Annotated in this window: 24 protein-coding genes and 2 tRNA genes; 12 read left to right on the forward strand and 14 right to left on the reverse strand. The window is 64.2% G+C overall.

Annotation, left to right across the window (positions count from 1 at the left end; genetic code table 11):
• Positions 1-24: 24 nt before the first annotated feature.
• Entirely contained in the window at positions 25-381 is a 357-nt protein-coding gene (locus C2138_RS13745; protein ID WP_199286526.1) for a hypothetical protein, read from the reverse strand.
• 190 nt (positions 382-571) lie between these two features.
• Here C2138_RS13745 and C2138_RS09065 point away from each other — a divergent pair, with 190 nt between their 5' ends.
• Both C2138_RS09065 and C2138_RS09070 read left to right on the forward strand, forming a co-directional pair.
• Complete coding sequence (locus tag C2138_RS09065) at positions 572-1,330, forward strand: hypothetical protein (protein ID WP_108517237.1); 759 nt, start codon at positions 572-574, stop codon at positions 1,328-1,330.
• A gap of 114 nt (positions 1,331-1,444) precedes the next feature.
• Complete coding sequence (locus C2138_RS09070; protein WP_108517239.1) at positions 1,445-1,993, forward strand: type 1 glutamine amidotransferase domain-containing protein; 549 nt, start codon at positions 1,445-1,447, stop codon at positions 1,991-1,993.
• Positions 1,994-2,039: 46 nt separating this feature from the next.
• Here the strand turns inward: C2138_RS09070 and C2138_RS09075 are convergent, their stop codons facing one another.
• Positions 2,040-2,468, reverse strand: coding sequence for a hypothetical protein (locus C2138_RS09075; RefSeq protein WP_241961090.1), 429 nt, complete (start codon positions 2,466-2,468; stop codon positions 2,040-2,042).
• 249 nt (positions 2,469-2,717) lie between these two features.
• On the opposite strand from C2138_RS09075, the gene C2138_RS13825 reads away from it, so the two are divergent.
• From C2138_RS13825 to C2138_RS09090, 3 genes are all read left to right on the forward strand, one after another.
• Entirely contained in the window at positions 2,718-3,344 is a 627-nt protein-coding gene (locus tag C2138_RS13825; protein WP_241961091.1) for an excalibur calcium-binding domain-containing protein, read from the forward strand.
• Positions 3,345-3,385: 41 nt separating this feature from the next.
• On the forward strand, positions 3,386-3,706 hold the full coding sequence (locus C2138_RS09085) for a nucleotide pyrophosphohydrolase (RefSeq protein WP_108517241.1): 321 nt from the start codon (positions 3,386-3,388) through the stop codon (positions 3,704-3,706).
• Between the two features lie 217 nt (positions 3,707-3,923).
• Positions 3,924-5,480 (forward strand): DNA/RNA helicase domain-containing protein, encoded by a 1,557-nt coding sequence (locus tag C2138_RS09090; protein WP_338418809.1) that lies wholly within the window; start codon positions 3,924-3,926, stop codon positions 5,478-5,480.
• Here the strand turns inward: C2138_RS09090 and C2138_RS09095 are convergent.
• Positions 5,471-6,577, reverse strand: coding sequence for a type I restriction endonuclease (locus tag C2138_RS09095; protein WP_108517244.1), 1,107 nt, complete (start codon positions 6,575-6,577; stop codon positions 5,471-5,473). The two genes, C2138_RS09090 and C2138_RS09095, sit on opposite strands and share 10 nt — an antisense overlap.
• Positions 6,578-6,956: 379 nt before the next feature.
• On the opposite strand from C2138_RS09095, the gene C2138_RS09100 reads away from it, so the two are divergent.
• Positions 6,957-9,041 carry a nuclease-related domain-containing DEAD/DEAH box helicase gene (locus C2138_RS09100; RefSeq protein WP_241961092.1) on the forward strand — a complete coding sequence of 695 codons (2,085 nt, stop codon included), beginning with the start codon at positions 6,957-6,959 and terminating at the stop codon, positions 9,039-9,041.
• A gap of 29 nt (positions 9,042-9,070) precedes the next feature.
• Here C2138_RS09100 and C2138_RS09105 read toward each other — a convergent pair whose 3' ends face one another.
• Positions 9,071-10,306 (reverse strand): exonuclease domain-containing protein, encoded by a 1,236-nt coding sequence (locus tag C2138_RS09105; RefSeq protein WP_108517248.1) that lies wholly within the window; start codon positions 10,304-10,306, stop codon positions 9,071-9,073.
• Between the two features lie 131 nt (positions 10,307-10,437).
• On the reverse strand, positions 10,438-11,256 hold the full coding sequence (locus tag C2138_RS09110; RefSeq protein WP_108517250.1) for a nuclease-related domain-containing protein: 819 nt from the start codon (positions 11,254-11,256) through the stop codon (positions 10,438-10,440).
• A 133-nt stretch (positions 11,257-11,389) separates the two neighbouring features.
• On the opposite strand from C2138_RS09110, the gene C2138_RS09115 reads away from it, so the two are divergent.
• Positions 11,390-12,091 carry a DUF1345 domain-containing protein gene (locus tag C2138_RS09115; RefSeq protein ID WP_108517252.1) on the forward strand — a complete coding sequence of 234 codons (702 nt, stop codon included), beginning with the start codon at positions 11,390-11,392 and terminating at the stop codon, positions 12,089-12,091.
• Positions 12,092-12,130: 39 nt separating this feature from the next.
• On the opposite strand, the gene C2138_RS09120 is transcribed toward C2138_RS09115, so the two are convergent.
• The 4 genes from C2138_RS09120 to C2138_RS09135 are packed head-to-tail and all read right to left on the reverse strand — an operon-like array spanning position 12,131 to position 16,348.
• A complete protein-coding gene (locus tag C2138_RS09120) occupies positions 12,131-12,832 on the reverse strand; it encodes a TSUP family transporter (protein ID WP_199286527.1) in 702 nt (233 codons plus the stop codon).
• Positions 12,829-14,184, reverse strand: a complete 1,356-nt coding sequence (locus C2138_RS09125) for an MFS transporter (RefSeq protein WP_108517254.1) — start codon at positions 14,182-14,184, stop codon at positions 12,829-12,831. The genes C2138_RS09120 and C2138_RS09125 overlap by 4 nt, the downstream gene beginning before the upstream one ends.
• Complete coding sequence (locus C2138_RS09130) at positions 14,181-15,002, reverse strand: SDR family NAD(P)-dependent oxidoreductase (RefSeq protein ID WP_108517256.1); 822 nt, start codon at positions 15,000-15,002, stop codon at positions 14,181-14,183. The genes C2138_RS09125 and C2138_RS09130 overlap by 4 nt, the downstream gene beginning before the upstream one ends.
• On the reverse strand, positions 14,999-16,348 hold the full coding sequence (locus C2138_RS09135; RefSeq protein WP_108517258.1) for a flavin-containing monooxygenase: 1,350 nt from the start codon (positions 16,346-16,348) through the stop codon (positions 14,999-15,001). The genes C2138_RS09130 and C2138_RS09135 overlap by 4 nt, the downstream gene beginning before the upstream one ends.
• 131 nt (positions 16,349-16,479) lie before the next feature.
• Between C2138_RS09135 and C2138_RS09140 the strand changes: the two genes are divergently transcribed.
• The 4 genes from C2138_RS09140 (at position 16,480) to C2138_RS09155 (ending at position 19,764) form a co-directional block, all read left to right on the forward strand.
• A complete protein-coding gene (locus C2138_RS09140; RefSeq protein WP_199286528.1) occupies positions 16,480-17,625 on the forward strand; it encodes a helix-turn-helix domain-containing protein in 1,146 nt (381 codons plus the stop codon).
• An 86-nt stretch (positions 17,626-17,711) separates the two neighbouring features.
• Complete coding sequence (locus C2138_RS09145; RefSeq protein ID WP_159078192.1) at positions 17,712-18,272, forward strand: hypothetical protein; 561 nt, start codon at positions 17,712-17,714, stop codon at positions 18,270-18,272.
• Positions 18,266-19,060, forward strand: coding sequence for a hypothetical protein (locus C2138_RS09150; RefSeq protein ID WP_108517262.1), 795 nt, complete (start codon positions 18,266-18,268; stop codon positions 19,058-19,060). Before C2138_RS09145 ends, C2138_RS09150 begins: the two co-directional genes overlap by 7 nt.
• Positions 19,061-19,197: 137 nt before the next feature.
• A complete protein-coding gene (locus C2138_RS09155; RefSeq protein ID WP_108517264.1) occupies positions 19,198-19,764 on the forward strand; it encodes a hypothetical protein in 567 nt (188 codons plus the stop codon).
• A gap of 83 nt (positions 19,765-19,847) precedes the next feature.
• Here C2138_RS09155 and C2138_RS09160 read toward each other — a convergent pair.
• A tRNA-Glu gene (locus C2138_RS09160) sits at positions 19,848-19,920 on the reverse strand.
• Positions 19,921-20,010: 90 nt separating this feature from the next.
• Positions 20,011-20,928 (reverse strand): diacylglycerol kinase family protein, encoded by a 918-nt coding sequence (locus C2138_RS09165; RefSeq protein WP_108517266.1) that lies wholly within the window; start codon positions 20,926-20,928, stop codon positions 20,011-20,013.
• A 76-nt stretch (positions 20,929-21,004) separates the two neighbouring features.
• Between C2138_RS09165 and C2138_RS09170 the strand changes: the two genes are divergently transcribed.
• Positions 21,005-21,637: an MBL fold metallo-hydrolase gene (locus C2138_RS09170; RefSeq protein WP_108517268.1), complete on the forward strand. Its 633-nt coding sequence runs from the start codon at positions 21,005-21,007 to the stop codon at positions 21,635-21,637.
• Here C2138_RS09170 and C2138_RS09175 read toward each other — a convergent pair.
• The 3 genes from C2138_RS09175 to C2138_RS09185 all read right to left on the reverse strand — a co-directional run bounded on the left by C2138_RS09175 (position 21,634) and on the right by C2138_RS09185 (position 23,043).
• The gene (locus tag C2138_RS09175; RefSeq protein WP_108517270.1) at positions 21,634-22,431 is read right to left on the reverse strand and encodes a hypothetical protein; all 798 of its coding nucleotides are present in this window, start codon (positions 22,429-22,431) and stop codon (positions 21,634-21,636) included. The two genes, C2138_RS09170 and C2138_RS09175, sit on opposite strands and share 4 nt — an antisense overlap.
• A 120-nt stretch (positions 22,432-22,551) precedes the next feature.
• Positions 22,552-22,800, reverse strand: coding sequence for a DUF2795 domain-containing protein (locus C2138_RS09180; protein WP_108517271.1), 249 nt, complete (start codon positions 22,798-22,800; stop codon positions 22,552-22,554).
• A 168-nt stretch (positions 22,801-22,968) separates the two neighbouring features.
• Positions 22,969-23,043, reverse strand: a tRNA-Gln gene (locus tag C2138_RS09185).
• Positions 23,044-23,119: the final 76 nt, after the last annotated feature.

Here is a 23,119-nt window from a genome sequence, read left to right on the forward strand (position 1 = left end):
AATCCGATCGAGCGGCTTTCGAACTCAGGCGCCGGAGTAGCTGGCGCTTGACGCCGCTGCCGCGACAATCCACGCCACCGTCGTGAGCCCAATGATGCCGAGCGTCAGGGCTCCGGTGACGATGCCCGCGACTGAGTTACCCCTGCCAACGCCGACGGTATTCGCCTTGCGCAAGCCGACTATGCCAAAGATCACGGCGAGCAGTGCGGAGACGAAGGCAAAGAACGCCGCGACAAGCCCAACGAAAGGGATGGGCGACCACACGCCCGTGACAATGGCGACGAGCCCCAGTATCAGCGCGGTTACGGCCATGCCGTTCGACGGCGGGCGCACCACCTGCTGATAGATGACCTGCTGTTGCGGATGCGGTGCGTAACTCACTTACGAAACATCCCAGAGGAGAAGGTCCGAGCGCTACACCCCGTGCGAGGGGCGACTGACTCAGAAGCGCAAGCACCCTCCAGGTTGTCGCTCTGGGACGGCCGCGTCGGGCAGAATGGGCTCGCATCCGCTGATACCGGATGCCGTGGGCGGTTCGAGGGAACCGCCGAGCACCAGAAGGGGCCAGCAAGTGAACAACGACGTCGACGCACTGTTCAACGATCTCGGAACGCCCGAACCCGAAGCCGCGAAGCCAGCGGCGCCACCACGGCCGCCACGCACGCCGCGCCGCGCGCTGCCCTGGGTGATCGTCGGTGTCGTTGTGCTGCTTCTCGCGGGCGGCGGTGTCGCGTTCGCACTCCTGGGGCAAGGCGATTCGGATGCGGCGGCGCCAGCCCCGTCCCCGTCGGCGAGCGCCTCGCCCTCTGTCAGCGCTGAGCCGTCGCCCGAGCCGGAGCAGCCAGCCCCCGCCGCCGCGGCGATGCCCGCCGCCTGCGTCGAGCTCTTCAGCCCTGGGTACCATGCGGAGCTTTCTTCCACCGGGGCGGTGCTGTCTGCAGGGAACACGGGACCCCGCGAGCGCCCGTTCGATGAGAACGAGGTGCCGGCCGCGGTCGAGTCGACGATCGCGTCCGCGCCGCACCTCGAGTGCGCATGGGGTTTCTCTGACAACTACAACGTCGGCATCCACACCGTCGTGGCGAAGGTCACCGACGAGCAGGCAGTCCAGATCACGCAGGCGCTCGCCGGAGCCGGCTTCGCGAGCACCCCCGAGCTGGGCAGCGTGCGCTACATCAAGCAGATCGCGGGCGAGGAAGGCTTCGGCCCACACGGGTACTCGATCATCGCGCGCGACGGCCTGCTCATCGCGACCGAGTGGCTCGACTGGCCAGCATCCGGCTACACGGCCGACATCGTGAACACGGTGCTGGGCCCGGCAGGCGCGTAGGACTCTTTCTGCCAGTTCGGCCCTCAGCTCGCTTCCTGGAAGGTTCGTGTGACCTTGCGACGCCGGGAGACGACCCGGCCTACCGTGTGGGGCGAAACGGAAAGGAGCCACACAATGGCAACTCTTGACGGCAAGAAGGTCGCGTTCCTGGCGACGAACGGCTTCGAGGATTCGGAACTCACGAGCCCCTGGCAGGCGGTCACCGAAGCGGGTGCGACGGCCGTGCTGATCTCCCCCGAGTCGGGCTCCATCGAGGGCAAGAACGGGCACAGTCAGCCGGTGGATGTCGTGACGACTCAGGCCAAAGCATCCGACTATGACGCTCTGGTGCTGCCGGGCGGTGTCGTCAACGGCGACACGCTGCGAACGGATGATGCGGCGGTCGCCTTTGTGCGCGACGTGTTCGCCCAGCACAAGCCGGCCGGTGTCATCTGCCACGGCGGCTGGATTCTGACGGATGCCGACGTAGTGAAGGGCCGCACGATGACCTCCTACGGCAGCCTCCAGACGGACCTGCGCAACGCGGGCGCCGAATGGGTTGATGAGGAGGTCGTGGTCGACTCGGGCCTGGTGACCAGCCGCACCCCTAACGACCTGCCCGCGTTCAACGCGAAGATCGTGGAGGAGTTCGCGGAAGGTAAGCACGAAGGTCAGGTGGCGTAGAGCCGCTCGCTAGCTGGAGGCCCGTCGATTGCTGTGTCGGCGGGCCTCACTCTGAAACAAACTCCACTGTGGACCAGGCGATGTCAACGACACACAGCTTTCCGTCGTCTTCGCGGTAGAAGACGTCACCAGGGATCGAGTCACCGACGCCGACGTGTGCGGCTTCGAGGTTGATGCTCCAGGTCGCACCGAGGTCGGCCTGTGCCTGCCAGAACCTGCTAATTCGCTCGGGCTCACCCGCGCTCAGGTTCGGGTTCGACCAGTTCTCGGGCTCTCTGTACTCGGCCACTGAGTCTTCGCATGCGAGGGCATCGGCTTCAGCAGAGGCGGCGGCCTCGATCAGGTGCTCGGTGGTCTGAATCACCGAAGCCCCTTCCGGCCCCCAGATGATGAGGTCTGCCGCAGAGCATCCTGCCAGCATGCCGAGCGCAGCGGCGCAAGCAACGAGCGACGGGACGGCTTTGCGCAGGGTCACGGCGTCACACTAGCCGCAAGTGCTCTCGTCGACAATGAAGTCCCGCCGCCCCCGCGCAAGGCTCCATCAGCTCCTCATGCATAGCGGTCTTCCATTTCACAAGCACACAGATTGCCCCCTTGTCGGGGACTAGCTACGTGAGCTTTTCTCTCCCTAGGATGCTCGGAGTCGCTTGAAATGCCAAGGCAGAGAAAGCCTTTCGTTAGCGTTACGAGGCACTTCTGCGAAAGTCACACGAGGCCCGGGGGCATGAGCATGGTTCGGAGTTGGGCACAGTTTTACAAGAGGCCCTCAAAGTCGGCTGAGGGCGCTCCGCCACAGGCAGAAGCCGGAAAAGGCTTCTTTCACAAAGCAACCACGCGCAGGATCGCCGCGATCGCGTCAGTATGCGCGCTCGCTGTCGGGCTGATTATCGGTGCGTCTACGGCGAGCTCCTCGGCCCAAGGAGAGATTCAGGCACTCGAGGGAACCGTCGCGAAGGTGGAGGCTTCCAACATCGAGCTGGAGGCTGCTGCCGAAGAAGCAAATCAAGATGCCGAAAAGGCGTTGGAGGACGCCGAACGATCGAAGCGGGCCGCGGACGCCGTTCGTACGAGTCTCACCTCAACCACCGCTAAAGTCTCTGAGCTGGAGACCCAGGTACTCGCGGCACAAGCTGAGATCACAACCCGCGATTCACGTATCGCCGAGCTTGAGAGCCAGGTGGCCTCTCGCCGCGCTCCTGCGGCCGCAGTTCCCGCAACGCCTCGCACTGCCTCGGCCTATTACGAAAATTGCACTGCAGCGCGGGCCGCCGGCGCCGCTCCGGTACGTGTTGGCCAGGCGGGATATGGCCGACACCTTGACCGCGATGGGGACGGTGTCGGGTGTGAGTAACGCCCCACAAGACACAACCAGCCGCATGGTAGCTTGACGACGTGGTCGCCCTATCTACTTATGAAGCACTTCGAGCGTTCGTCGCGGAACGTGAGTGGCAGCAGTTTCATTCTCCCGAGAATCTTGCAAAGAGCATCTCAATCGAGGCAGGGGAACTCCTCGAATGCTTCCAATGGGGCGCGGAGGGCGAGCCTGATCGCGTTCGACAGGAACTCGCGGACGTTCTGACTTACTGTCTGCTCCTTGCAGATCGTATTGGGGTCGATGCCGACACCATCGTCCTAGAAAAGCTGGACATAACACGACAGAAATATCCGGTAGAAAAATCGCGGGGGCGAAGCGAGAAGTATGACCAGCTTTGAGATCGAAGAACTCGACTTCGACACCGCAGCGGTCAGCCACTGGTCGCGGGACGATAGACGGCGAACGAACTGGCCCGTGGTCTATTTGCTCGACGCTCCCCCGTCGCGTAGCACCTCTCAATTGCGGGAGATCTACGTAGGCGAATCGCTCAACGTTTCGGCGAGGATGCGCCAACACCTAGATTCCGGCATCAGGAACCATTTAAAGAAGATCCGAGTGGTGTTCGACGACCGGTTCAACAAGTCAGTTTGCCTCGACCTCGAGTCGTACCTGATTCGTCTTTTTGCGGGCGACGGAGCGTTCCAAGTACTCAATCGGAACGCGGGTATCACTGATGCCGAGTACTACGAGCGCGCTCTTTACCAAGAGACATTTCGCGAGGTATTTGAACACCTCAAGGACGAGGGGATGTTCACCCGTAGCATCCGCGAGATCGAAAACAGCGACCTCTTCAAACTCTCTCCGTTCAAGGCACTGACGCACGACCAGGCGATCGCCGTCGAGGACATCGTGGAGGGGCTCTTTACCGACCTCCAAGAAGGCAAATCAAGCACAATCGTCATCCAGGGGCATCCCGGGACTGGCAAGACGGTCGTTGCGATCTACCTGCTGAAGCTTCTTGCCGACATCCGCGCGGCCAATCCGTCCGACGTACGCGATAGCGACTCGATGTTCTCTGACTTCTTTGTCGAGGGCTATCCCGAATTGCTCCGAGACTTTCGGATGGGGCTGGTCATTCCACAACAGTCTCTGCGCAGATCAGCAAGCCGGGTTTTCAAGAAGACACCCGGGCTCGATCCAAAGATGGTGCTCACCGCATTCGACGTGGGCCAGTCAGAGGAAGAATTCGACCTCCTCATAGTTGATGAGACGCACCGCCTCAACCAACGAGCCAACCAGCCATCTGGTCCACTGAATGCCAAGTTCAAAAAGATCACAGAGAAGCTATTTGGGCGAGATGACATCTCAAAAACCCAGCTGGATTGGATAACAGCCCGAAGCAGGCATCAGATCTTTCTCGTCGATGCAGATCAACGGGTTCGACCTGCCGACCTCCCGGGCGAAGTGCTGGCGGCCCTCACCAGCGCTGCGAAAGATCAGAATCGGCACTATCCATTGGCTACCCAAATGCGCGTCCAGGCCGGGGCCGACTACGTTGACTACGTTCGCAGGATCCTGCCTCCAGACGGAGACGCTCGCGCGATTCCAGCCGCGCAGGAGTTCACTGGATACGATCTCCGCCTGTTCGATGACCTAGGCGAGATGCACGCGATGATCCGCGCGAAAGATGAGGCTGTCGGGCTTGCTCGATTGGTCGCCGGATACGCCTGGAAATGGGTAAGCAAGGTGAATCCAGCGCTGTACGACATCACGATCGATGGACAGAATCTCCGCTGGAACTCCGAGGCCGTTGACTGGATCGCATCCGCCGACTCGCTTCAAGAAGTCGGGTCTATCCACACTGTTCAGGGATACGACCTCAACTATGCCGGTGTAATAATCGGCCCTGATTTGAAGTTCGATCCAGTGGAAAGCCGGCTCTATTTCGATCGAGCGGCGTACTTTGACACCAAAGGCAAAGAGAACAACCGGGCGCTCGGCACGACGTATTCCGACGCCGATCTCCTGCCCTTCATCACAAACATCTACCGAGTTCTACTCACTCGGGGCATTCGAGGCACTTACGTTTACGTGTGCGATCCCGCCCTTCGCGAGTATCTCGCGCGGTTTATCCATTCCGAGGCATCGCAGGCAACGACAGATCAGTCGTAAAAGTGAACTGTTTCTCTGATGGCCGCGGCGTGTGAATAGATGTCAGACAGCACGTCGATCGGATGGCGGGTTTCGTTCTTCTCCGAATCGAAAAGCCCCAGGTATTTCTGGCCTGTATTGAAGTGCAAGCGCGCCAACGGTTTGCGGTTGTTGTCGTCCAGCAAGACCCCCATGTACGACTTTGTGTCACGGTGGATGATCCGGGCAGCGGGTACCTCGCTGCAAGCAATCGCGCGCACGATCTGGAAAGCTTCGATTTCTTCGAGAGTCGTGTTGATGCCGTCCCCTCCGTCCGCATCGTGAGTACTGGCTTCGGCGACGGCGGCACTTGCATCGGACCCCGAAACCGAGGCGTTGTCTTGCGGAGGTGTATACCCTTGTCCGCCGAGAGCAGCTTTGAGCCGATCATTGACCTGGTCGGCAAGAAACTGCTTCTGGGCCTTCCTCACTAGGACGCTGAACTGATCGCGGACCTTCTGAGTGATCGAGCCTTCGTATACTCGCGCCGTCAACAATTTGACCCAGTCTGCGTCTGGCGTGCTGAATTGAGCGACCAGAACACGCTTAATCGCCCCGATGTACTTGAGCTCTTCGGCAGCGTTGACGATCGAATCGATGTCGAAAGTGTCTTTGGTGAGCTTTTGGATCTCCGGGACGAGTGTTTCGTCGAGGTCGGAAATCTGCAGGACCAAGAATGGCTTCTCGTCCATCCGATTAGGTGCGTCGAGGTCAGTGTAGAAGTGGTACTGGTCACCGTCCGTGAGGATCGCGACTCTCGCGTGCGCAACAGCAAAGTACCGAAAAAGTTGTGAAGCCTGGTTAAGTCCGAGCGGTGCACCGAGCTTCTTGCACTCGATGAGGATCTGCACAGTGCCGTCTTTGACGATTGCGTAGTCGATTTTTTCGCCACGCTTCGTACCTACGTCAGCAGTGAACTCAGGAACAACCTCGTTCGGATTGAAGACGTCGTAACCAAGAACCAGAGAGATGAAAGGCATTACGAACGCGTTCTTCGTCGCCTCTTCAGTCTCAATCGATTTCCCCTGCACGGCGATCTTGTTCGCCAGGCTAGCCAAACGGTCCGCGATCTCACTCATGTGTATTCCCCCCATTGCGCAAAGCTGCTGAGGCCGAGTCTATTCATAAGGCGCTCATGCGCGCCCAACTGAAGACGCGGAGCGCAATCGCGATCAACAAGCTTTGTATGTTTTCGGCGGGTCCACCGATCGCGCGCTGGGCGAATACTCGTTCCAGCGCACGACGCGCAGCGCGTTGACGAGCGCTTCTCCGCAGATGTCGCACCCGCATCCCAAACTACGGCGCCATTTATCGCTGCGGCGACTCCGGGGAGACCCAGGCGTACCCGACTTCGTGTGCAGGGCCCCGTCTCGAACTAAACGCTGCAACAATGAACCCAAACGTCGATCGGGGGATCACATGGCGGCCGGGGGTTCTGCGGCACAGCAGGCGCAGCGCTTGAGCGCGCTCAGCGATAGCTTCGAGCGCGAAGCGGCGAGCGCTAAAGCCGAGGCTGGCCGGTTCGCCGCCGCCGCGATCGCCGAGCGCAAACTGGCTCATCGGCTAGCTCCCCTCCTCGCCCATGGCTACCACCTTCTCGCCGACCGCAAGTGGCCGGGCTCCCGCACGGCGCAGCTCGACCTCATCGTCGTCGGCCCGTCCGGCGTGTGGATCGTTGATTCCAAGCACTGGAACAACTTCACGATCGCCGGCGGCAGCATCTTTCGTGACCAGGCCGATGTAACGGATGAAGTGCTCCGCCTTGCCGACGTGGCCAACGATGCCGAGGGCGTCTTTGCCGATGTCGGGCTTGCGCCGGGCGAGGTCCGATCCTTGCTCGCGATGCATGGCCGCACCAAGAAATTCGGGGATGTCGGCCCGGTTGAGGTGGTTGGCGCCGAGGACATCCAGAAGCACCTGCTGAGCCGTGGCAACCGTCTCAGCATCGGCGAGGTCGAGCGCGTGCTCACGGCCGCCCTCCAGTACTTTCCCGCCTATGTCGGCCCGCAGGCAGCGACGATCCCTACGGTCATCGCCGAACCCGCGACCGCAGAGCTGGTCGACGAGATCCCCGACGAACTCTTCGAGACCTATAACCCGGGCCTCCTGAGCGAAGCAGAAGTCCTTGAGGCCCTCACCCTCGCCGAGCTCGCCGCGCCCGTCGAACAGTGGATGACCTTCCTGCACCCCAGCCAGGCCAAGCTCGTGCGGCGCACCTTCAACGGCCCCTCCCGTATCCGGGGATCTGCTGGCACCGGCAAGACGGTCGTGGGGCTGCATCGCGCCGCCTACCTCGCCCGCATGCATCCCGAGGGCAAAGTGCTGTTCACGACCTACGTGAGTACGCTGCCCGCCGTGATGTCCAACCTGTTGCGACGCCTCGACCCCGCCGTTGCCGACCGGGTCGAATTCGTCAACGTGCACAGGTGGGCCATCGACCTGCTCAAAGATCGCGGCATCCGGCACAGGCTCGACGGGCGCGGCGCGACCGCTCAATGGAAGGCTTCATGGGCGGCGCTCCCCGCGCCCCACAAAGACCGCCTCATCGCTCGCGCCCGAACGCGGGACGACGACTACTGGCGAGAAGAGATCGACTCCGTGATCAAGGGTCGCGGTCTGGCGACCTTCGAGGCGTATGCAGAATGTGCGCGCCCCGGCCGCAGCATCCGCCTCAACATGGATGACCGTCGTGCCGTGTGGGCTCTCTACCGCTCCTATGACGATCGGCTGCGCACGGCGGGCATTCACGACTTCAACGACGTGGTGCTGCTCGCCGAGCAGTCGCTTCAGCGGCAACCGCTTGAGGGCTACAGCGCCGTCATCGTGGACGAGGCTCAGGACCTCTCACTAGCAATGGTGCGGATGCTGCACTCGCTTGTCGGCGACGGCCCGGATGCTTTCACCCTGATCGGCGACGGGCAGCAGAGCATCTACCCCGGCGGCTACAAGCTGAGCGAGGCGGCAATCTCGCTCAGCAACCGCGGCGTTGTGCTCGGCGTCAACTACCGCAACACCGTCGAGATTCTCGAGTTCGCCAACAAGACGATCGCGGCGACCGGGTATGTGGATATCGACGACGCGACCACCGCTTCGGATGCGACAGCCGACGACAACTCGGCCCTCGATGCGCTGCGGCGTCACGGGCATCCGCCCGTCTTCGATCATTTCACCACACCGGCCGAGCATGACTCAGCAATAGTGCGGCGAGTGCGGCAGGCCGCGGCCAATGAGGACACATCGCTCGGTGACATCGCTGTGCTCTGCGACACCAACTTTCAGGTCACGAAGGTGGTCTCGCTGCTCACTGCAGCCGGGGTCGACTCCATCGATCTTCACGAGTACGACGGCAACCCCGTCGACCGAGTCAAGGTCGGCACGATCAAGCGCGCGAAGGGGCTCGAGTTCAAGGCCGTGCTCCTGCCCTGGACTCCCCCGCTGGCCGCCACCTTCGACGCAGACGACGAGCGCACGGCTCGCGCCTACCGCGAGCGGTATGTCGCCGCGACGCGGGCTCGCGACCGGCTGTGGATTGGGAGCTGCTGAAGGCTCTTTGAAAGAGGGCTGCCCCGGATTTACCCGAGCAACTTCACAAGCCACGCCTCGTCCACGATCGGGATGCCGTAGTCGCGAGCTTTGCGGGCCTTGCCCGAGAGCGAGTCGGGATCGGCCGCGGCTACGAGGCGAACCTTTTTCGTCACCGCTCCGTGTGGCTTGTACCCGAGGCCGAGTAGGTGCGACTCCCATTCCGAGCGCGGCCGGATCATGTCTCCGGTAAGCACGATGAGGTCGCCGGGCGCGAGGGAGAACTGCACCGAAATGCCGGTGTCCTCGGGAGCGGACAAGACTGCGCCAGCACCGGCCAACGCATCCTCAACGATCGATGTCCGGACGTCGAGGAGGTCGGCGACGAGCATCAGATCGGCGATCTCGTCATCCGTCAAGACCCCGTCGGCCCAGGCAACCCGAACCAGCTGCTGAAAGTAGTCGATATGAAGATTCGCGCACGTGTCGCGGCTGAGGCCCAGTCGCTCGGCGAGCGCGACAAGACCCTGCGCTTCGTGGGCGGAGAAGTGGCGGTCGAGCAGGCAGCGGTCCAGCAGGGCGAGGTAGTCGAGGCATTCCGCCGGTCCGGCGTACTCAGGCATCTTCAGAGTGATGCGGGCGAGAAAGGTTGCGGCGGTCTCAGCACCCTGGGACGGCGCGTTCTCCCGCGGACACCACGCAATGCCAGCATCCTTCAGCACGGGCCACTGCGCCGCATGCGCCTCGCTGATGATCGAGTTCCATCCCTCGCGATCATCCGACGAGCCAAGGTAGGCGGCCAGGAGCTGGGCGGTTGCGAGAGCATCAGCGGATGCCCGGTGAGCATCATCGAGAACGATGTCGAGGGCGTCGCAGCAGTCGGAGAGCGAACGGCCCGCACCAGGCAAGAAGTCTCGCGCCAACTGCATCGTGCAGAGGCTCGAGATCTTCGGCATCCCCCACACCGACGCCCTGTCTAGTTCGGCCTCAAGGAACCGAAGGTCGAAGCTCGCATTGTGCGCCACCACGACTCGCCCCGCCAGCAGCTCCACCAGCTTGGGCGCGATCTGCTCAAACGTCGGAGCCGACATCACATCAGCAGCACGGATGCGGTGCACATGCTGCGGCCCCAGGTCACGCATCGGATTCACCAGGGTGTCCCACTGGCCTTCGATCGCGCCGTCGGGGGAAACGTGCACGACAGCCACTTCCACGACCCTGTCGTGACCTCCGGGAAACAGTCCGGTCGTCTCGAAATCGATCACGGCGAAACCTGGGCCTGACATGGCGCTCCTTGCTACTCGCATTGCCTCGACCGTATCGAACCCGCACCTCAGAGGGCTGCCCCTAAATCGGGTGTGCCGCGCAGCCGTTTCGGCCACTGGCGAGCGTTCTCCACTTGACTACGTTTGGCTTATTAGCCGGGGGCTCCCACGAGCGCAGCGAGAACACTCACCAGCAGCGCCGGAATGACCTGATACCCAACCACCACCGTCGCCAGCATTCCGCCCGCTGCCCACAGCAGGCGCCTCCTTCGAGCTTGAGCATCCTCATCGCGCAGCGCTGCGAACGTATCCATGTGGCTTACGTCGACGGCACCATCTCCGTTCGACTGCCACGTCCGAAGATCCGATGCGGCGGATGCGAGCCGAGCAACAAGTTCCGGTTCAAGCGCGGGCTTGCGCTTCGTCAGCCAGCGCACGAGCTGCACATCGGTCAGCACCACGACGTCCGCAGGTCGCTGCTTCACCGTCATCGATGCCGTGCCAACGAGCACGAGCAGCGGCGTCACTTCGATTGCTGCGCCCACCGCTGCGCTGAGTAGTTTTGCTGCTCGCTTCGCTTCGTGGCGACTGTTTCGCAGGTGCTCGGTCTTCTGACCGGCGACCATGAGCATCCGCTCGCCCAACCACACCTTCGCTCCCGGGTGCCGCTTCGTGTTGATGGTGAAGACACCCGGCGGGCCCACCAGCACGTGGTCGATATCGCTGCCTCGCGTGCCGACCGGCACTGCGTGCAGCGCGGTCCACTCGGGGCCGAGTCGGTCGAGCAGCGTGCCGACATGGATCTCACCGAGAGCGCCGCCGAACCAGCTTCGGGCATCCGGATGCAGCGGCCGAGCCCCAAAGAGCCTGCCCAGCTTCGACCGCGGCACGGCTTGCTGCTGCACGGTAAGGCATTCGCGGACCACCTCGTAGCCAGCTGGACGCGCGCGCAGGTCTGTGACATCCCCCATGAGTTCCCTCTCGCGGCGATCTCCCCCGAGACGCGCCGTGGTCGAACACTAGTGGAAAGTGAGCGCAGCCAGGAGAAGAGCACAGGCACGGATACGGCTAACACCATTCACCCCAGCACCTAAACTGGCACCCATGGTGCGTACACGTCGCAATTACCCCTTGCTCGCCTCCGACGTGGCCCGATCCTGGATCTGCATCGGGCTTTTCGTGCCGATTCTGGTCGCCCTTCCTTTGGTCGTGCGCGGCGGCTTCTCGCTGCCCGACGGGCAGGTCGCCGTTGTCACCTACCTCGTCGCGTGGTCGATCTTCGCCGTGATCTACATCGCCCTCTCGGTGGGGGTATTCGCCCGCGCTGATGCTGACACCCTCGCGCGGTGGCTGCGGTCCACACCTCGCCCGATGACCGGCTGGCAGCGGTTCACCTGGGCGATCAGCGGGTACGGGGCAATCTGGTTCGCCCTCGCGGGAGGCGCGGTGTCACTGATCGCGATGATGCTGCTCGTCACCACCGGCACCGACACCCCGCCCGTGCTCATCTGGTCGGGCGTCGCCGTTCTCGCCGCCAGTTGGACCCTTATCGCCGTGAGTTTCGCCGTGCATTATGCCCGCGAGCACGCGATCTTCGGCGGTCTCGAGTTCGCCGGGGATGAACTCCCGCAATTCTCGGACTTTCTCTACTTCGCCCTGCAGACCTCAACATCCGCCGGTTCGGATGTCACCGTGACGGCGCGACGGATGCGGCACTTCATCGCCCTGCACAGCATCATCGCGTTCATCTTCAACACGGTGATCATCGCCGTGCTGGTCGCGGTACTCATCGCCGTCGTCGGCTGAGGCACGCGCACGGCTCGGAAAGCCCACACCCACCACACCTCACAAACCCCCCACCACCAAACTCACCCCGCCCACCAGCGAGATCCCCAGCACAACAATCCGCAGCACGGGCGCCGACACCCGCGGCGCCAACACCACCCCCGCGACAGTCCCCACGGCGAGCGCGAGCAGTTGCCACCCGCTCGGCCACACGATGCCGAGCACGAGGGCGGTGACCACGTTCTGCACGATGAAGAAGCTGTGCATCGTGGCCCGCGTGGTCACGGGTGACCAGCCGGCGTTGGCCGCGTAGATTCCGATGGGCGGCCCGCCCACTCCCCCGACCACGTTGAGCAGCGCGCTTGTTGCTCCCGTCGAAATAGCTCCGAGCGGATGCTTCAGCCACCCCCAGCGCACCCCGCTGGCGAGAATCCCCACGGCCAGGATGACACCGCCGCCCGCCACGAGGGCGAGCCAGCGGGTGTCGACGTCGGCGAGCGCCCAGGCGATCAGCGGCGTGCAGACGAGCGTGGGGATGAGCAGCCGCACGACCGCGCCGGGATTCGCGTGTTTGCCGTCGCGGGCGAGCGGCAGCACCGACGAGAGCGCCGCGAGCAGAACAACAGCGGCGACACCGTCGCGCGGCCCCAGATAGAGGATCAGCAGCGGCGCGGCCACGAGCGAGAAGCCCATGCCCGTCGCCGCCTGCACGAACGCGCCCACCATGATGCCGGCGAGCGAGAGCAGAAAGACCGCGCTCACTCCTTCGGTGCGGCGGCGTCGAGCCGGTAGCGCGCCTGAAAGACCATCGCCACGGCCATCAGCACGGCGGGCACGAGGGTGAAGCCGATCACGAGGGCAGCCTGGGCCGAGTCGGTCTGCACGACGTCGACCCCGGCGGTTGTCGAGACGAAACCGCCGATCGCCAGCACGGCCGAATAGACGTAGGGGCCGATCGCGGTTCCTGTCGCCTCTGTGGCGGTCCACACTCCCGTGTAGGCACCCGCTCGGGAGGTTCCCCTCTTCTCTGCGGCTGCCACGGCATCCGGCACCATCGAGAACGCGAACAGCTGCAACCCCGCAAAGGACGTGCCCAGCATGACCACAACGACAACGGTGATTGCGACCCCCAGCAGGCCTCCGGCCATGAGCACGAGCGAGCCCACAATAAAGATGAGTTGCGAGAGCAGGAGCCCGCGCTGCTTGCCGATGCGCCGCGAGACCGCGAGCCACATCGGCCCGGCGATGACGGCGGGGCCGAGGAACGCGCCCATGAACAGCGAGGTCAGCCCGCTGCTGCCGAACACATACTGCGTGTAGAAGGGCACCGCCGCGAGAAAGAGGTGTGTCACCGTGCCCGTGAACAGGTAGGAGAGCACGAGCGCCCTGAAGTCACGGTCGCGCACGGCGACCCTAAAGTCTTCGGCGAACGAGTGGTCACGAGCATCCGGCTGCACGACGCCCGTGTGCTCGGTGAGCCTGCGCACGCCCAGGATCCCGATCACCCCGGTCACGACCATGGCAACGGAGAGGATGATCGCCATCTGCGCGTAGTCGCCGCGCTCGCCCGATTTGACGAGGGCGGGGGCGGCAACCCCCGCGCCTAGCAGGCCGACCGTGAGAAACATCATGCGGAACATGAACACGCGCGTGCGCTCGTGGTAGCTGATCTTCAGGTCAGACGGGGTGGTGAGGTACGGCACCTGAAAGCAGGCGAACAGCAGGTTGCCCACGATGTACCAGGCACCGATCCACACCGCGGCACCGGCACCCTCAAGCGCCGGTGGCACTGAGAACATCGCCGTCATCGCAATGGCGAGCCCCAGCCCCCACCACATCATCCTGCGGCGGTGGCCGTGCGCCCTGGCCTGCCGGTCGCTCAGAGACCCGAGAAACGGATGCACGACAGCGTCGATCACCTTGGGCAGCAGCAGGGTGAGCCCAGCCAGCAGGGGTGAAACCCCGAGCGTGTGGGTCATGAAGTAGAGCAGCAGGAGCCCGGGCACCGTGACCCACACCCCCATGCCGAGCGATCCGCTCGAATAGCTCGCCAGCTGGCCGAGCGTGGCGCGCACGGGCCTGGCCGCGCCCACCTGATCTGTTTCGACGCTCATCGGGTGCCTCTCTGTCGGGCCACAACACCTGCGGCCAGCGGTGCTCCATCGAAAGCGCCCGATCGGGTGCGTTCGGCCAGGGTCTTCGCCACAATCCGGTCGGTGAGCGCGGGCAGATGCCGGGCGAGAAAGAACTCGACGGCTCCCCGTGGGGTGGTCGTGACATCTCGCCTGGGTCTGCGGCTCAGCGCGGCCACCAGCACCGCGTCGACGACACCCTCCAGCGGCTCATACGTGCTCATTCCCTCGAGGGAGAGCCCGGCCGCCGCGGTCGACCCGTGGATGGGGCTGCGCACCGACGACGGATACACGCACGACACCCCCACGTGTGGCCGCAGCTCAAGGCGCAGCGCGTCGGCATAGGCCACGAGGGCTCGCTTCGACGCCCCGTACGCCGCGGCTAGCGGCAACTGCATCACCGCCATGCGCGAGGCGAGCATCACGATGCGGCCGCGCGACTCAACGAGCGCGGCAATGCACGCCGCCGTCACCCGCCACGCCCCCAGCAGATTCACCTCAAGCTGCAGCCGCACCTCATCGCTCGGGGGCAGCTCCGCAGGCGCTGGCCCGCCCACCCCGGCATTGTTGATCAGGATGTCCAGGCCGCCCAACTGCGCGATTGCCTGGCCCACAGCATCCGCCACCCGGGTGTCGTCGGTGATGTCGCAGGCGAGGATCGACCGCTCTGGGTCTGCCCGCATGTCGAGCCCCACAACCATGGCCCCCTCGGCGCGCAGCCGATCGGCGATCGCCCGGCCGAATGTGCCGGAGGCCCCCGTGATGAGCACCCGCTTGCCTCGGGCATCCCTCGTGCTCATGCTCGTACTCCTTCATTAAGGGTCAGCTCTGCGGCCGCCCGGCGGGCCCGCACGTGCCCCGCGCGAAGCTCCCGGGGAACCTGAGCCACATAGGCGTCGAAGTCGATACGCATGCGGGGTCGACGATCGGCTCCCCAGCGCTTCTCGGCTGCGGCGAGATGGCGGGCGACGGCCCTCTGCTGCTCGGGCGGGCTCGGCAACACGTATCGGCCAGAGACCTGGGCGGCGACGAGTTTGGCCTGCGCCTCCAGCACGGGCAGCGCCGCTCCCGTCGACTGGATGAGCCCCACAAAGCTCAGACTCGGGTCGTCAAGGTGAAAGACACGCTCATAGAGCGGCAGCGCCTCAGCATCCGGCCCGAGCCACCGCTCCGCGAGAAACGGAATCGTCACGCGATACCCCGTCGCCCACACAACAACGTCGACCCTGTCGCTGCTGCCATCCGTGAACAGCACGGTGTCACCCTCGAAGCGGTCGATGCCCGGCCTGGCCTCGACCTCGCCGTGGGTCAGGCGGTGCAAAATCGTGTCGCTGATGGTGGGGTGGTTCTGAAACAGACCGCCCGACGGCGCCGGCAGCCCGTACTTTTGCGGAGTGCCGATAGCCACCGCGAGCATGGTCTGCGCAATCTTTTGCCGGATGCGCCACGGCAGGGTCGAGAGCAGGCCGTTGACCTGGTCGGAGGGGCGACCGAACACGTACTTGGGAACGATGAAGACTCCGTGCCGGGACGAAAGCAGCACGGGCCCCTGGCACACATACGACGCGTCGACGGCGATATCCATCGCCGAATTGCCCATGCCGACCACCATCACTCGCTTGCCCGCGAAGACCTCGGGCGCTCGGTAATCGTGCGCATGCAGCTGGGTGCCGGTGAACGTGCCGGGGTACTCGGGGTTTGGCAGGCGGGCATCCCAGTTGTGCCCGTTGGCCACGACCACCGCGTCAAAGAAGTCAGAAAAGCCATCGGCACACGTGACAAGCCAGCCGCCGGCCGAGCCCTCAGCCCGCACAACATCCGTCACCTCCATGCCAAACCGGATGTGGTCATTGAGCCCGAACGAATCCGCATAGTCGGCGAGGTATCCGGCGACCAGATCGGCGGAGGGGTAATCGGGCCAGTCACCGGGCATCGCGTAATCGGCGAACTCGGTGCGGCTGCGACTCGTGTTGAGGTGCAGCGAGTCGTAGGCCGGAGACAGGCCGCTGCTGCTGCCCCGCACCCACAGCCCTCCGGGCCGATCGGCCTTGTCATAGCCCACGGCGGTCACGCCCTCATCGAGCAGCGCTTTGAGCGCGGCCAGGCCCGCTGGGCCAGCGCCGATCACGGCGACACGCTTCGTCATGGTGCTCCCTCGAACCACTGCGGTTGTATCAAATCCCAACATAGAGGCCGGATGCCCGCACGATCCTGGCCCACATCACCCGTTTTGAGTCCGGCATTGTGGGCTGCCACAATTCGCGCCACACTGTGGGGGTGAAGCCCGCCCCAGACTGGTCCCCCGTCACGATGGTGATTGACCGCGTCGCCACAGACGACGAGCTTCTCCGCAGTGTGGTGACGTCGGTTCGGGTGCTCGTGCGCGAATCCGCCGCCCTGAGCACGGCCGACATCGTGGGGCACACCCGCGCACTCATCTTCGCCGCCACCCGCGCCATCGCCGACCGCAGAGCGCCCACCCAAGCCGAGCTGTCATTCGTCGAAGACTTCGCCGTGACGCGGGCCAGCCAGGGCGTTCCCCTCGAATCCGTGCTCGGGGCGGTTCATGTCTCCGAGCGCACCATCTGGGCACGAGCGCGCGAGCTGGCCGCTGAATCCGGGCTCTCGCCCGATCTGTTGCTCGACGCGCGCGAGCTCTATGACGACTGGGCAGAGGCCGTGCGAACGCGCATCATTATGGCGCACAGGGCGGCCTCCTCCGGGCCGACGCCATCCGCTCAGGATCGCGATGCATCCGTGGTTCGTCGCCTTCTCGAGGGCGGCACCGCGGCGACCCTCGCGGCGACAGAGGTCGGCTTGCCCATTCAGCGCCACCTGTGGGTGGTGATTGGTCACGGCGCAGACACGGCGCACTGGCAGGGAATGTTGGGATCCTCCCGCACATCACTGGGCACAACCTCCGTGTCGGCCCGGCTCGACGGATGGTTTGCGGCCGTAACATCGCGCGACCCTCGCGCGCTGCCTCAATCCCGTGCGGCCGCCGGGCCCGCCGGTGGGTTCGCGGGGCCGGTCGATGCTGACGAGCTGGTCACCGCTCGGCGGTTAGCCGCAGCCGCCCTCACGGCAGCGCAGTCTCGCGGAATAACCGGACTCGTTCACGTCGCAGAAGTGCCCACCCTTGCCGCGCTCACCGACCGCCCCGACCTGGCCGCGATGCTCGCCGATCACCACGCGTCGTCCTGGAGTCAGTTCGGCGCGAGCGGCCCTGTGATCGCCCAGACGGTGGTCGCGTGGCTCGACGCCGATCGCGACGTAAACCTCGCCGCGGAATCGCTTTTCGTGCACCCCAACACCGTGCGCAACCGAGTGCAGGGCTTCAGCGAAATCACCGAAATAGATGTCACCTCCACCCTCGGTGCGATGGACGCCTGGTGGCTCTGCACGACCTGGCTCGCTCTCTAGATCCGAACGCGGCGGCGATGCGGTACGCGTCGGAGCCATGTGGAGAACTTGCGACCCTGCAGGCCGCCCGTCGTTATCGTGTGCGAATGCCCTTGCGCGCGCTCACTGCCCTCACGCTGCTCATCCTCACGGCGTCACTGGCGGCGTGCGCCGAGACGCAGCCCGCAGAGCCCTCCCCCGTTGCCAGCCCCTCGGCCAGCTCCCCGCTGTTTGCCTCCGAAGACGAAGCCACGCAAGCAGCGGATGCCCTCATCAAGGAGTACTGGGCGGCAACGAACACCGTGTTCAAGGCCGGTGGGCAAGGAGTGGAGATTCTTGAGCCACTCGTCACCGAGCGCCGCATGGCATCTGAGCTCGTCGGCGTTGAGATCTTCCAGAGAGGCGAGTTCACGCAGGTCGGCGACTACTCAGTAGACGGCACGCGTTTCCAGCAGATGTTCGAAGCCAACGATGCCGTACATCTAATTGCGGAAACCTGCGTTGACTACTCGGGCGTCAAGGCTTTCAACGCGAAAGGCGAAGAGGCCGTCCGAAAGAACAAGGCCCCGAGATTTCATCATCAGGTGACCATCCATGTCACCATGAGCTCTGGCAACAGAGTGATGCGTCTCGACGACAGCGAACCCAGGCCCGAGTCAACGTGTTAGTCCTCATCGCTCTCGCGACGTCGATAGCTCTCTCTAACCTCGCGTCCTCGACACCCCCAGAACCGCCACCTGCACCAGAACACCAAGACTGGCAGACCACCCTCGACGATGGTGCCGTCAGAATCACCGGACAGAAAGAACTAATCCCAGCACTGCCTGGCGACGACCAGCGCGCATCACTCCCGTCGGTCCGCATCGCCCCCGTCTCGACTCCGGTCGACCTCGGCCCGCGCGACCTCTGCTCCGCCCGGGTATGGGTCGACGGCAGGTGCTGGGATCTCACCGAACCTCGCGACCCCGCCGCACCGGTCACCATCGAGGACTTTATCTCGTTCGCCCCGGCCCCGGCGCGTGCAGCATCGGAGCCCGGAGCCTTCGCGGTTCGCAACCTGCACACCAACTTCGTCGCAGAAGCCGGAGTCCACATTCGGTCTGGCGAGCTATTGGGCCAGCCAGCTTCCGCCGAGTTCAGGCCAGTCGCCTACCAGTGGCTCTACGGTGACGGCACGTCGCGGATGACCACCAGCGCGGGTGCGAGTTGGCACCAACTCGGCCTGCGCGAGTTCGACCCAACGGCGACAAGCCACGTGTATTCGCAGAAAGGAACCGTCACGGTCACCCTCGTGACGCATTACGCCGTTCGGGCGTCGTACGCCGACGGGATTTGGTGGTCAGTGCCGGGAACCCTTGCCATCGCCTCACCGCCGCTATCTCTCGAGGTGCTGTCGATCAACACCGTGCTCGTCGATCGCGACTGCGGTGAATCCCCCTCCGGTCCAGGGTGTTGACGCACAGACCCGAACGGCACGGCGATGGAGACGGCGATGGCGAGCCCCTTCCCTCACAGCCTTAGGCCACTGCTCGACTGAACACGACGCTGTGGATACCAACCCGCCACCGCACATCCGCCGATTAGCTGGGCGGCATGACTCCTCGAACCCTCAGCGCCACCGTGCTTGCCCTAATCTGCACTCTCAGCCTGACCGCGTGCATCCCCTTGCCCATTCCCGTCACAGAGCCAGGCCGCCCTGCTCCCTCGGGTTCTCCCGTTGTCAACTTCATAGCGACCGAGGCATCGGCGGATGCAACGATTTTCGCGTACTGGAACGCCGTGGCTGAGACATACACGTCAGGGGGTGTCGACCTCGAAGCGCTCGAAGCCGTCACCACAGAGAGCACCCTGCGCGACGAAGAATCGGTAGCCAAGACATTTGCCGCAAGCGGAGTAATGGTCATCCCCGAATATCGACTGAGTGAAGCCCAGTTTGAGCAGCTGTACGTCGAGAATAGACAGCTGTTCCTCGTGGTCTCCACCTGCATTGATTACTCGCTGGCCCGCGTCGTTGATTCAGCCGGCGAGCAGAAGCATCTCAGACCAGATGCCCCGCGGGCGGTTGCCCACGTGAAGATGAGGGTCGACGACCCCGACAAGTTCGCGGGGCTTCGCATCGCAGGCTGGACCGAAATGCTGGGGCCGGGCATGGGCTGTTAGAGCCAGTGTGGCCCGAGCACCCACGGAAAATAACACCGCCGTTAACGAGGAAAACCCCCGGCATGCCGGGGGTTTTCTGAGCGTGACCCCAACCGGATTCGAACCGGTGTTACCGCCGTGAGAGGGCGGCGTACTAGGCCGCTATACGATGGGGCCAGTCACGCGCTTCCGGCCTAAGCTGGCCGGGCAACTCAAAGAGTATGACACACGACCTGCCCCTCTCCCAAACTGAGCGGTGGTCGTGTCTTAGAGAATCGGCGCCAGCACGAGCAGGGCGCCGGGCCTGACCTCAACCTCGACCGGCAGCATCCCGATGCGCTCCCCATCGGCATAGGCCACGACATCATCCGATTCCAGCCGGATGCTCTTGCCGCGTCGAATGGTCACCGCCGGGTTGCCAACATGGCGCCCCTTGAACACCAGCGGGAACAGTCGGATGAACCGCAGCTTGGGCAGCGAGCCCACGATGAATACGTCCAGCAGCCCGTCGTCAAACTGGGCATCGGGGGTTATGAGCATTCCCCCGCCGATGGAGGTGCCGTTGGACACGGAGACAAGCATGCCCTTCGTGTCTACCGGGTCGCCGTCGATGGTGACCCGGTAGCGGATGGGGCGAAACCACAGCAGCTCCCACACCATCGCGAGCGTATAGCGGCGGGGGCCTCTCGGCCATGCCATGTGATTCGCGCGCTCGTTGACAATCGCGTCGAAGCCCGCAGAGAGAACGCCGGCAAACCAGCGAACGGTGCCGTCCGCCGCGGTGACTCGCCCCGCATCGATGCGGCGCGGCTCGTGATCGAGCTCGGCAAGGAGCATGCGAATGGCGGCCTCGGTGTTGTCGAGCGGAAGGCCGAGGGCCCGGGCAACGTCGTTCCCGGTGCCAGAGGGAATGATGCCCAGACTCACAGAGCTGTCGGCAATGAGGTTGACCCCCAGACTCACCATGCCGTCCCCGCCCACAACGACGAGCGCATCTGCCCCCATGCGCAACTCCGCGGCCACGGCCTCCCGCAGTTCGTCATACGACGGCATCGACAGCGCCGTGACGTCATGGCCCGCTTCTTCGAGCGCAGTCACAACGGGTGGAGCCGCCTCAAGTCCCAACCCGAACGCTGCACGGGGATTGATTGCCACGATGATCGTGAGCGGGGTCGTCGAAGGCATTCCTAGATCTTGGCAGTAGCGGGGAATGCGCAGTGCGCGCCGGGCCGGAGCGAGCTTTGCGGCCTAGGATTCTGACATGCGCATCACTAAACGCGAACATGCCTGCCTCGACGTCGAGAAGAATGGCGAGCGCCTCATTATCGATCCCGGCTCATTCACGGCCCCGTTCGATGTCGACGGCATCGTTGCCGTCGTGGTCACGCATGAGCACCCCGACCATTGGACCCCCGAGCACCTCAGCCGCATTCTGGATGCCAACCCCGGCATCCCCATCTATGGCCCTCCCGGGGTGGTCTCCGCAGCGAAAGACTTTGCTGTCACCGCCGTTGCGGAGGGAGACGAAATCTCCGCCGGCGGATTCACGCTTCGTTTCTTCGGGCGCGACCACGCGGTGATCCACTCGTCGATTCCGGTGGTCAACAACGTGGGCGTGCTCGTCGATGGCACGCTCTATTACCCGGGCGACTCGTACACGGTTCCCCCGGTGGCTGTCGAGCTGCTCGCCACGCCCGCGGGCGGTCCGTGGCTCAAGATCGGCGAGGTCATCGACTTCGTGCTCACGGTGCGCCCTGCGAGGGCGTTCCCCACGCACACCGCCCCGCTCTCCCCCATCGGAATCGGCATGGTCAACAGCCGTCTCACCGAGCAGGTCGCCACATTCGGCGGCACCTACCTTGCACTGGAGCCCGGCGACACGATCGACGCTTAGCGGCGGAGGTTCGGCGACGAATCCTCCGAGTCGAGGCCGCCTACGCGGCGCAACACGGCAGAAAGCAGCGAGCCAGCAGCATCCGGAATCACGTGGTGGTTCAGGTAGATGCCCTCCAGCCACGACAGCACCTCGCCCGCAGGCAGGCCCACCTTCTCCCAGTCGATGCCGCGCAGCGCCTTGGTGCGGGGAAGCCCCGTGCGGGGGTCCGTCCAGGCCTCGGCAATAGCGAGATTCGGCTCACCATCCACAACGGGCGTCCATGAGAGCGCAATCGGATGGTCGTCGCCATCGATGTGGTCGTGCGACACGGTGCCGGCACCCAGCCACGGCAGGGTCATCAGTTCCCCCTCGACCTCAACCTCGACGAGGTCGAGCTGCACCGGCTCCTCGACCTCGCAAATGTAGAGGTCGTAGCCCAGCTCATGCCACGCCGCGGCCTGCGAAATGTCGTCGAGGAGCTCGGGGCACAGCGCGTGCATGTCGAGCATGAGCAGGGTTGCCCACTCCACGAGCACCCGCGTATCGGCGGGCGACCAGGGGCTCGCCTCGATGTCTTCCCCGTGCGGGCCATGAAAGTGAAAGTCGACCCCGGCATCGGATGCTTCCAGGTGGATCTGCCCCGAAGCAAAGTCCACAAAGAGGCCGCTCATGCGCTCATCGTCGTCCCAGTCGAGCGCGAGCTCGGGCTCGCCCAGGTGCGGAGGCAGAGTCACCGACGCTGCCCGCTTCGGTCCGAGATTGAGAACGGCGCGAAGTTGGGTGTTGGGCATGCGCAAGCTGAGATCGGTCACAGTGAAATCTTAGGCTCGACCGCACCCGCTCGTGGCCGCTGCATGGCCGACCGGTGAATAGAGCCCGCTCAGCTAGGCCGCGCTGCACCTAGCCCGAACGGCAACTAGCCTGCGCTGCAGCTACCCCGCAAGGGCCAACTGCTTGGATCCCGACTCCACGCGGGAAGCCGCGCTTCCCGGAGCCGGCTGCTCGGCGAGCGCCTGGCAAATCGCCCACGCCCCACCATACGAACCCTCTGGCAGGGTCTCCAGCCATGCGGCCATGCGGCTATCTGCGCCGTCACGGCGAATGAGCCGCATAACGTCGTCGCGGGTTGCCGGGTACTCCAGACGGGTGAGCGCCTCGCGAAGGGTGCTGATTGTATCCATGGTTGCGCCTCTCAGCTAGAACTCAGGAATTGGTCTTGTGAGCACGAGAATAGGCACTTCTTCTCGTCTGCGCCACCCACTGCGTGAACCACGCCGCAGAAGTCCGAGACAGCGCCCTAAGCGCCCGGGCAACAAAAAACTCCCCGCACCTGTGCAGGGAGTTCATGATGGCTGGGGTACCTGGACTCGAACCAAGAACAACGGTACCAGAAACCGCCGTGTTGCCAATTACACCATACCCCAATGGTTTCCGGTCAAGACCGGCACCGAGAGACCACTTTACCCTACGCCGAGACCCATTTCGAACCAGTCCCCCAGC

This window comes from Salinibacterium hongtaonis (assembly GCF_003065485.1).
In the GTDB taxonomy this organism is placed as follows: Bacteria; Actinomycetota; Actinomycetes; order Actinomycetales; family Microbacteriaceae; genus Homoserinimonas; species Homoserinimonas hongtaonis.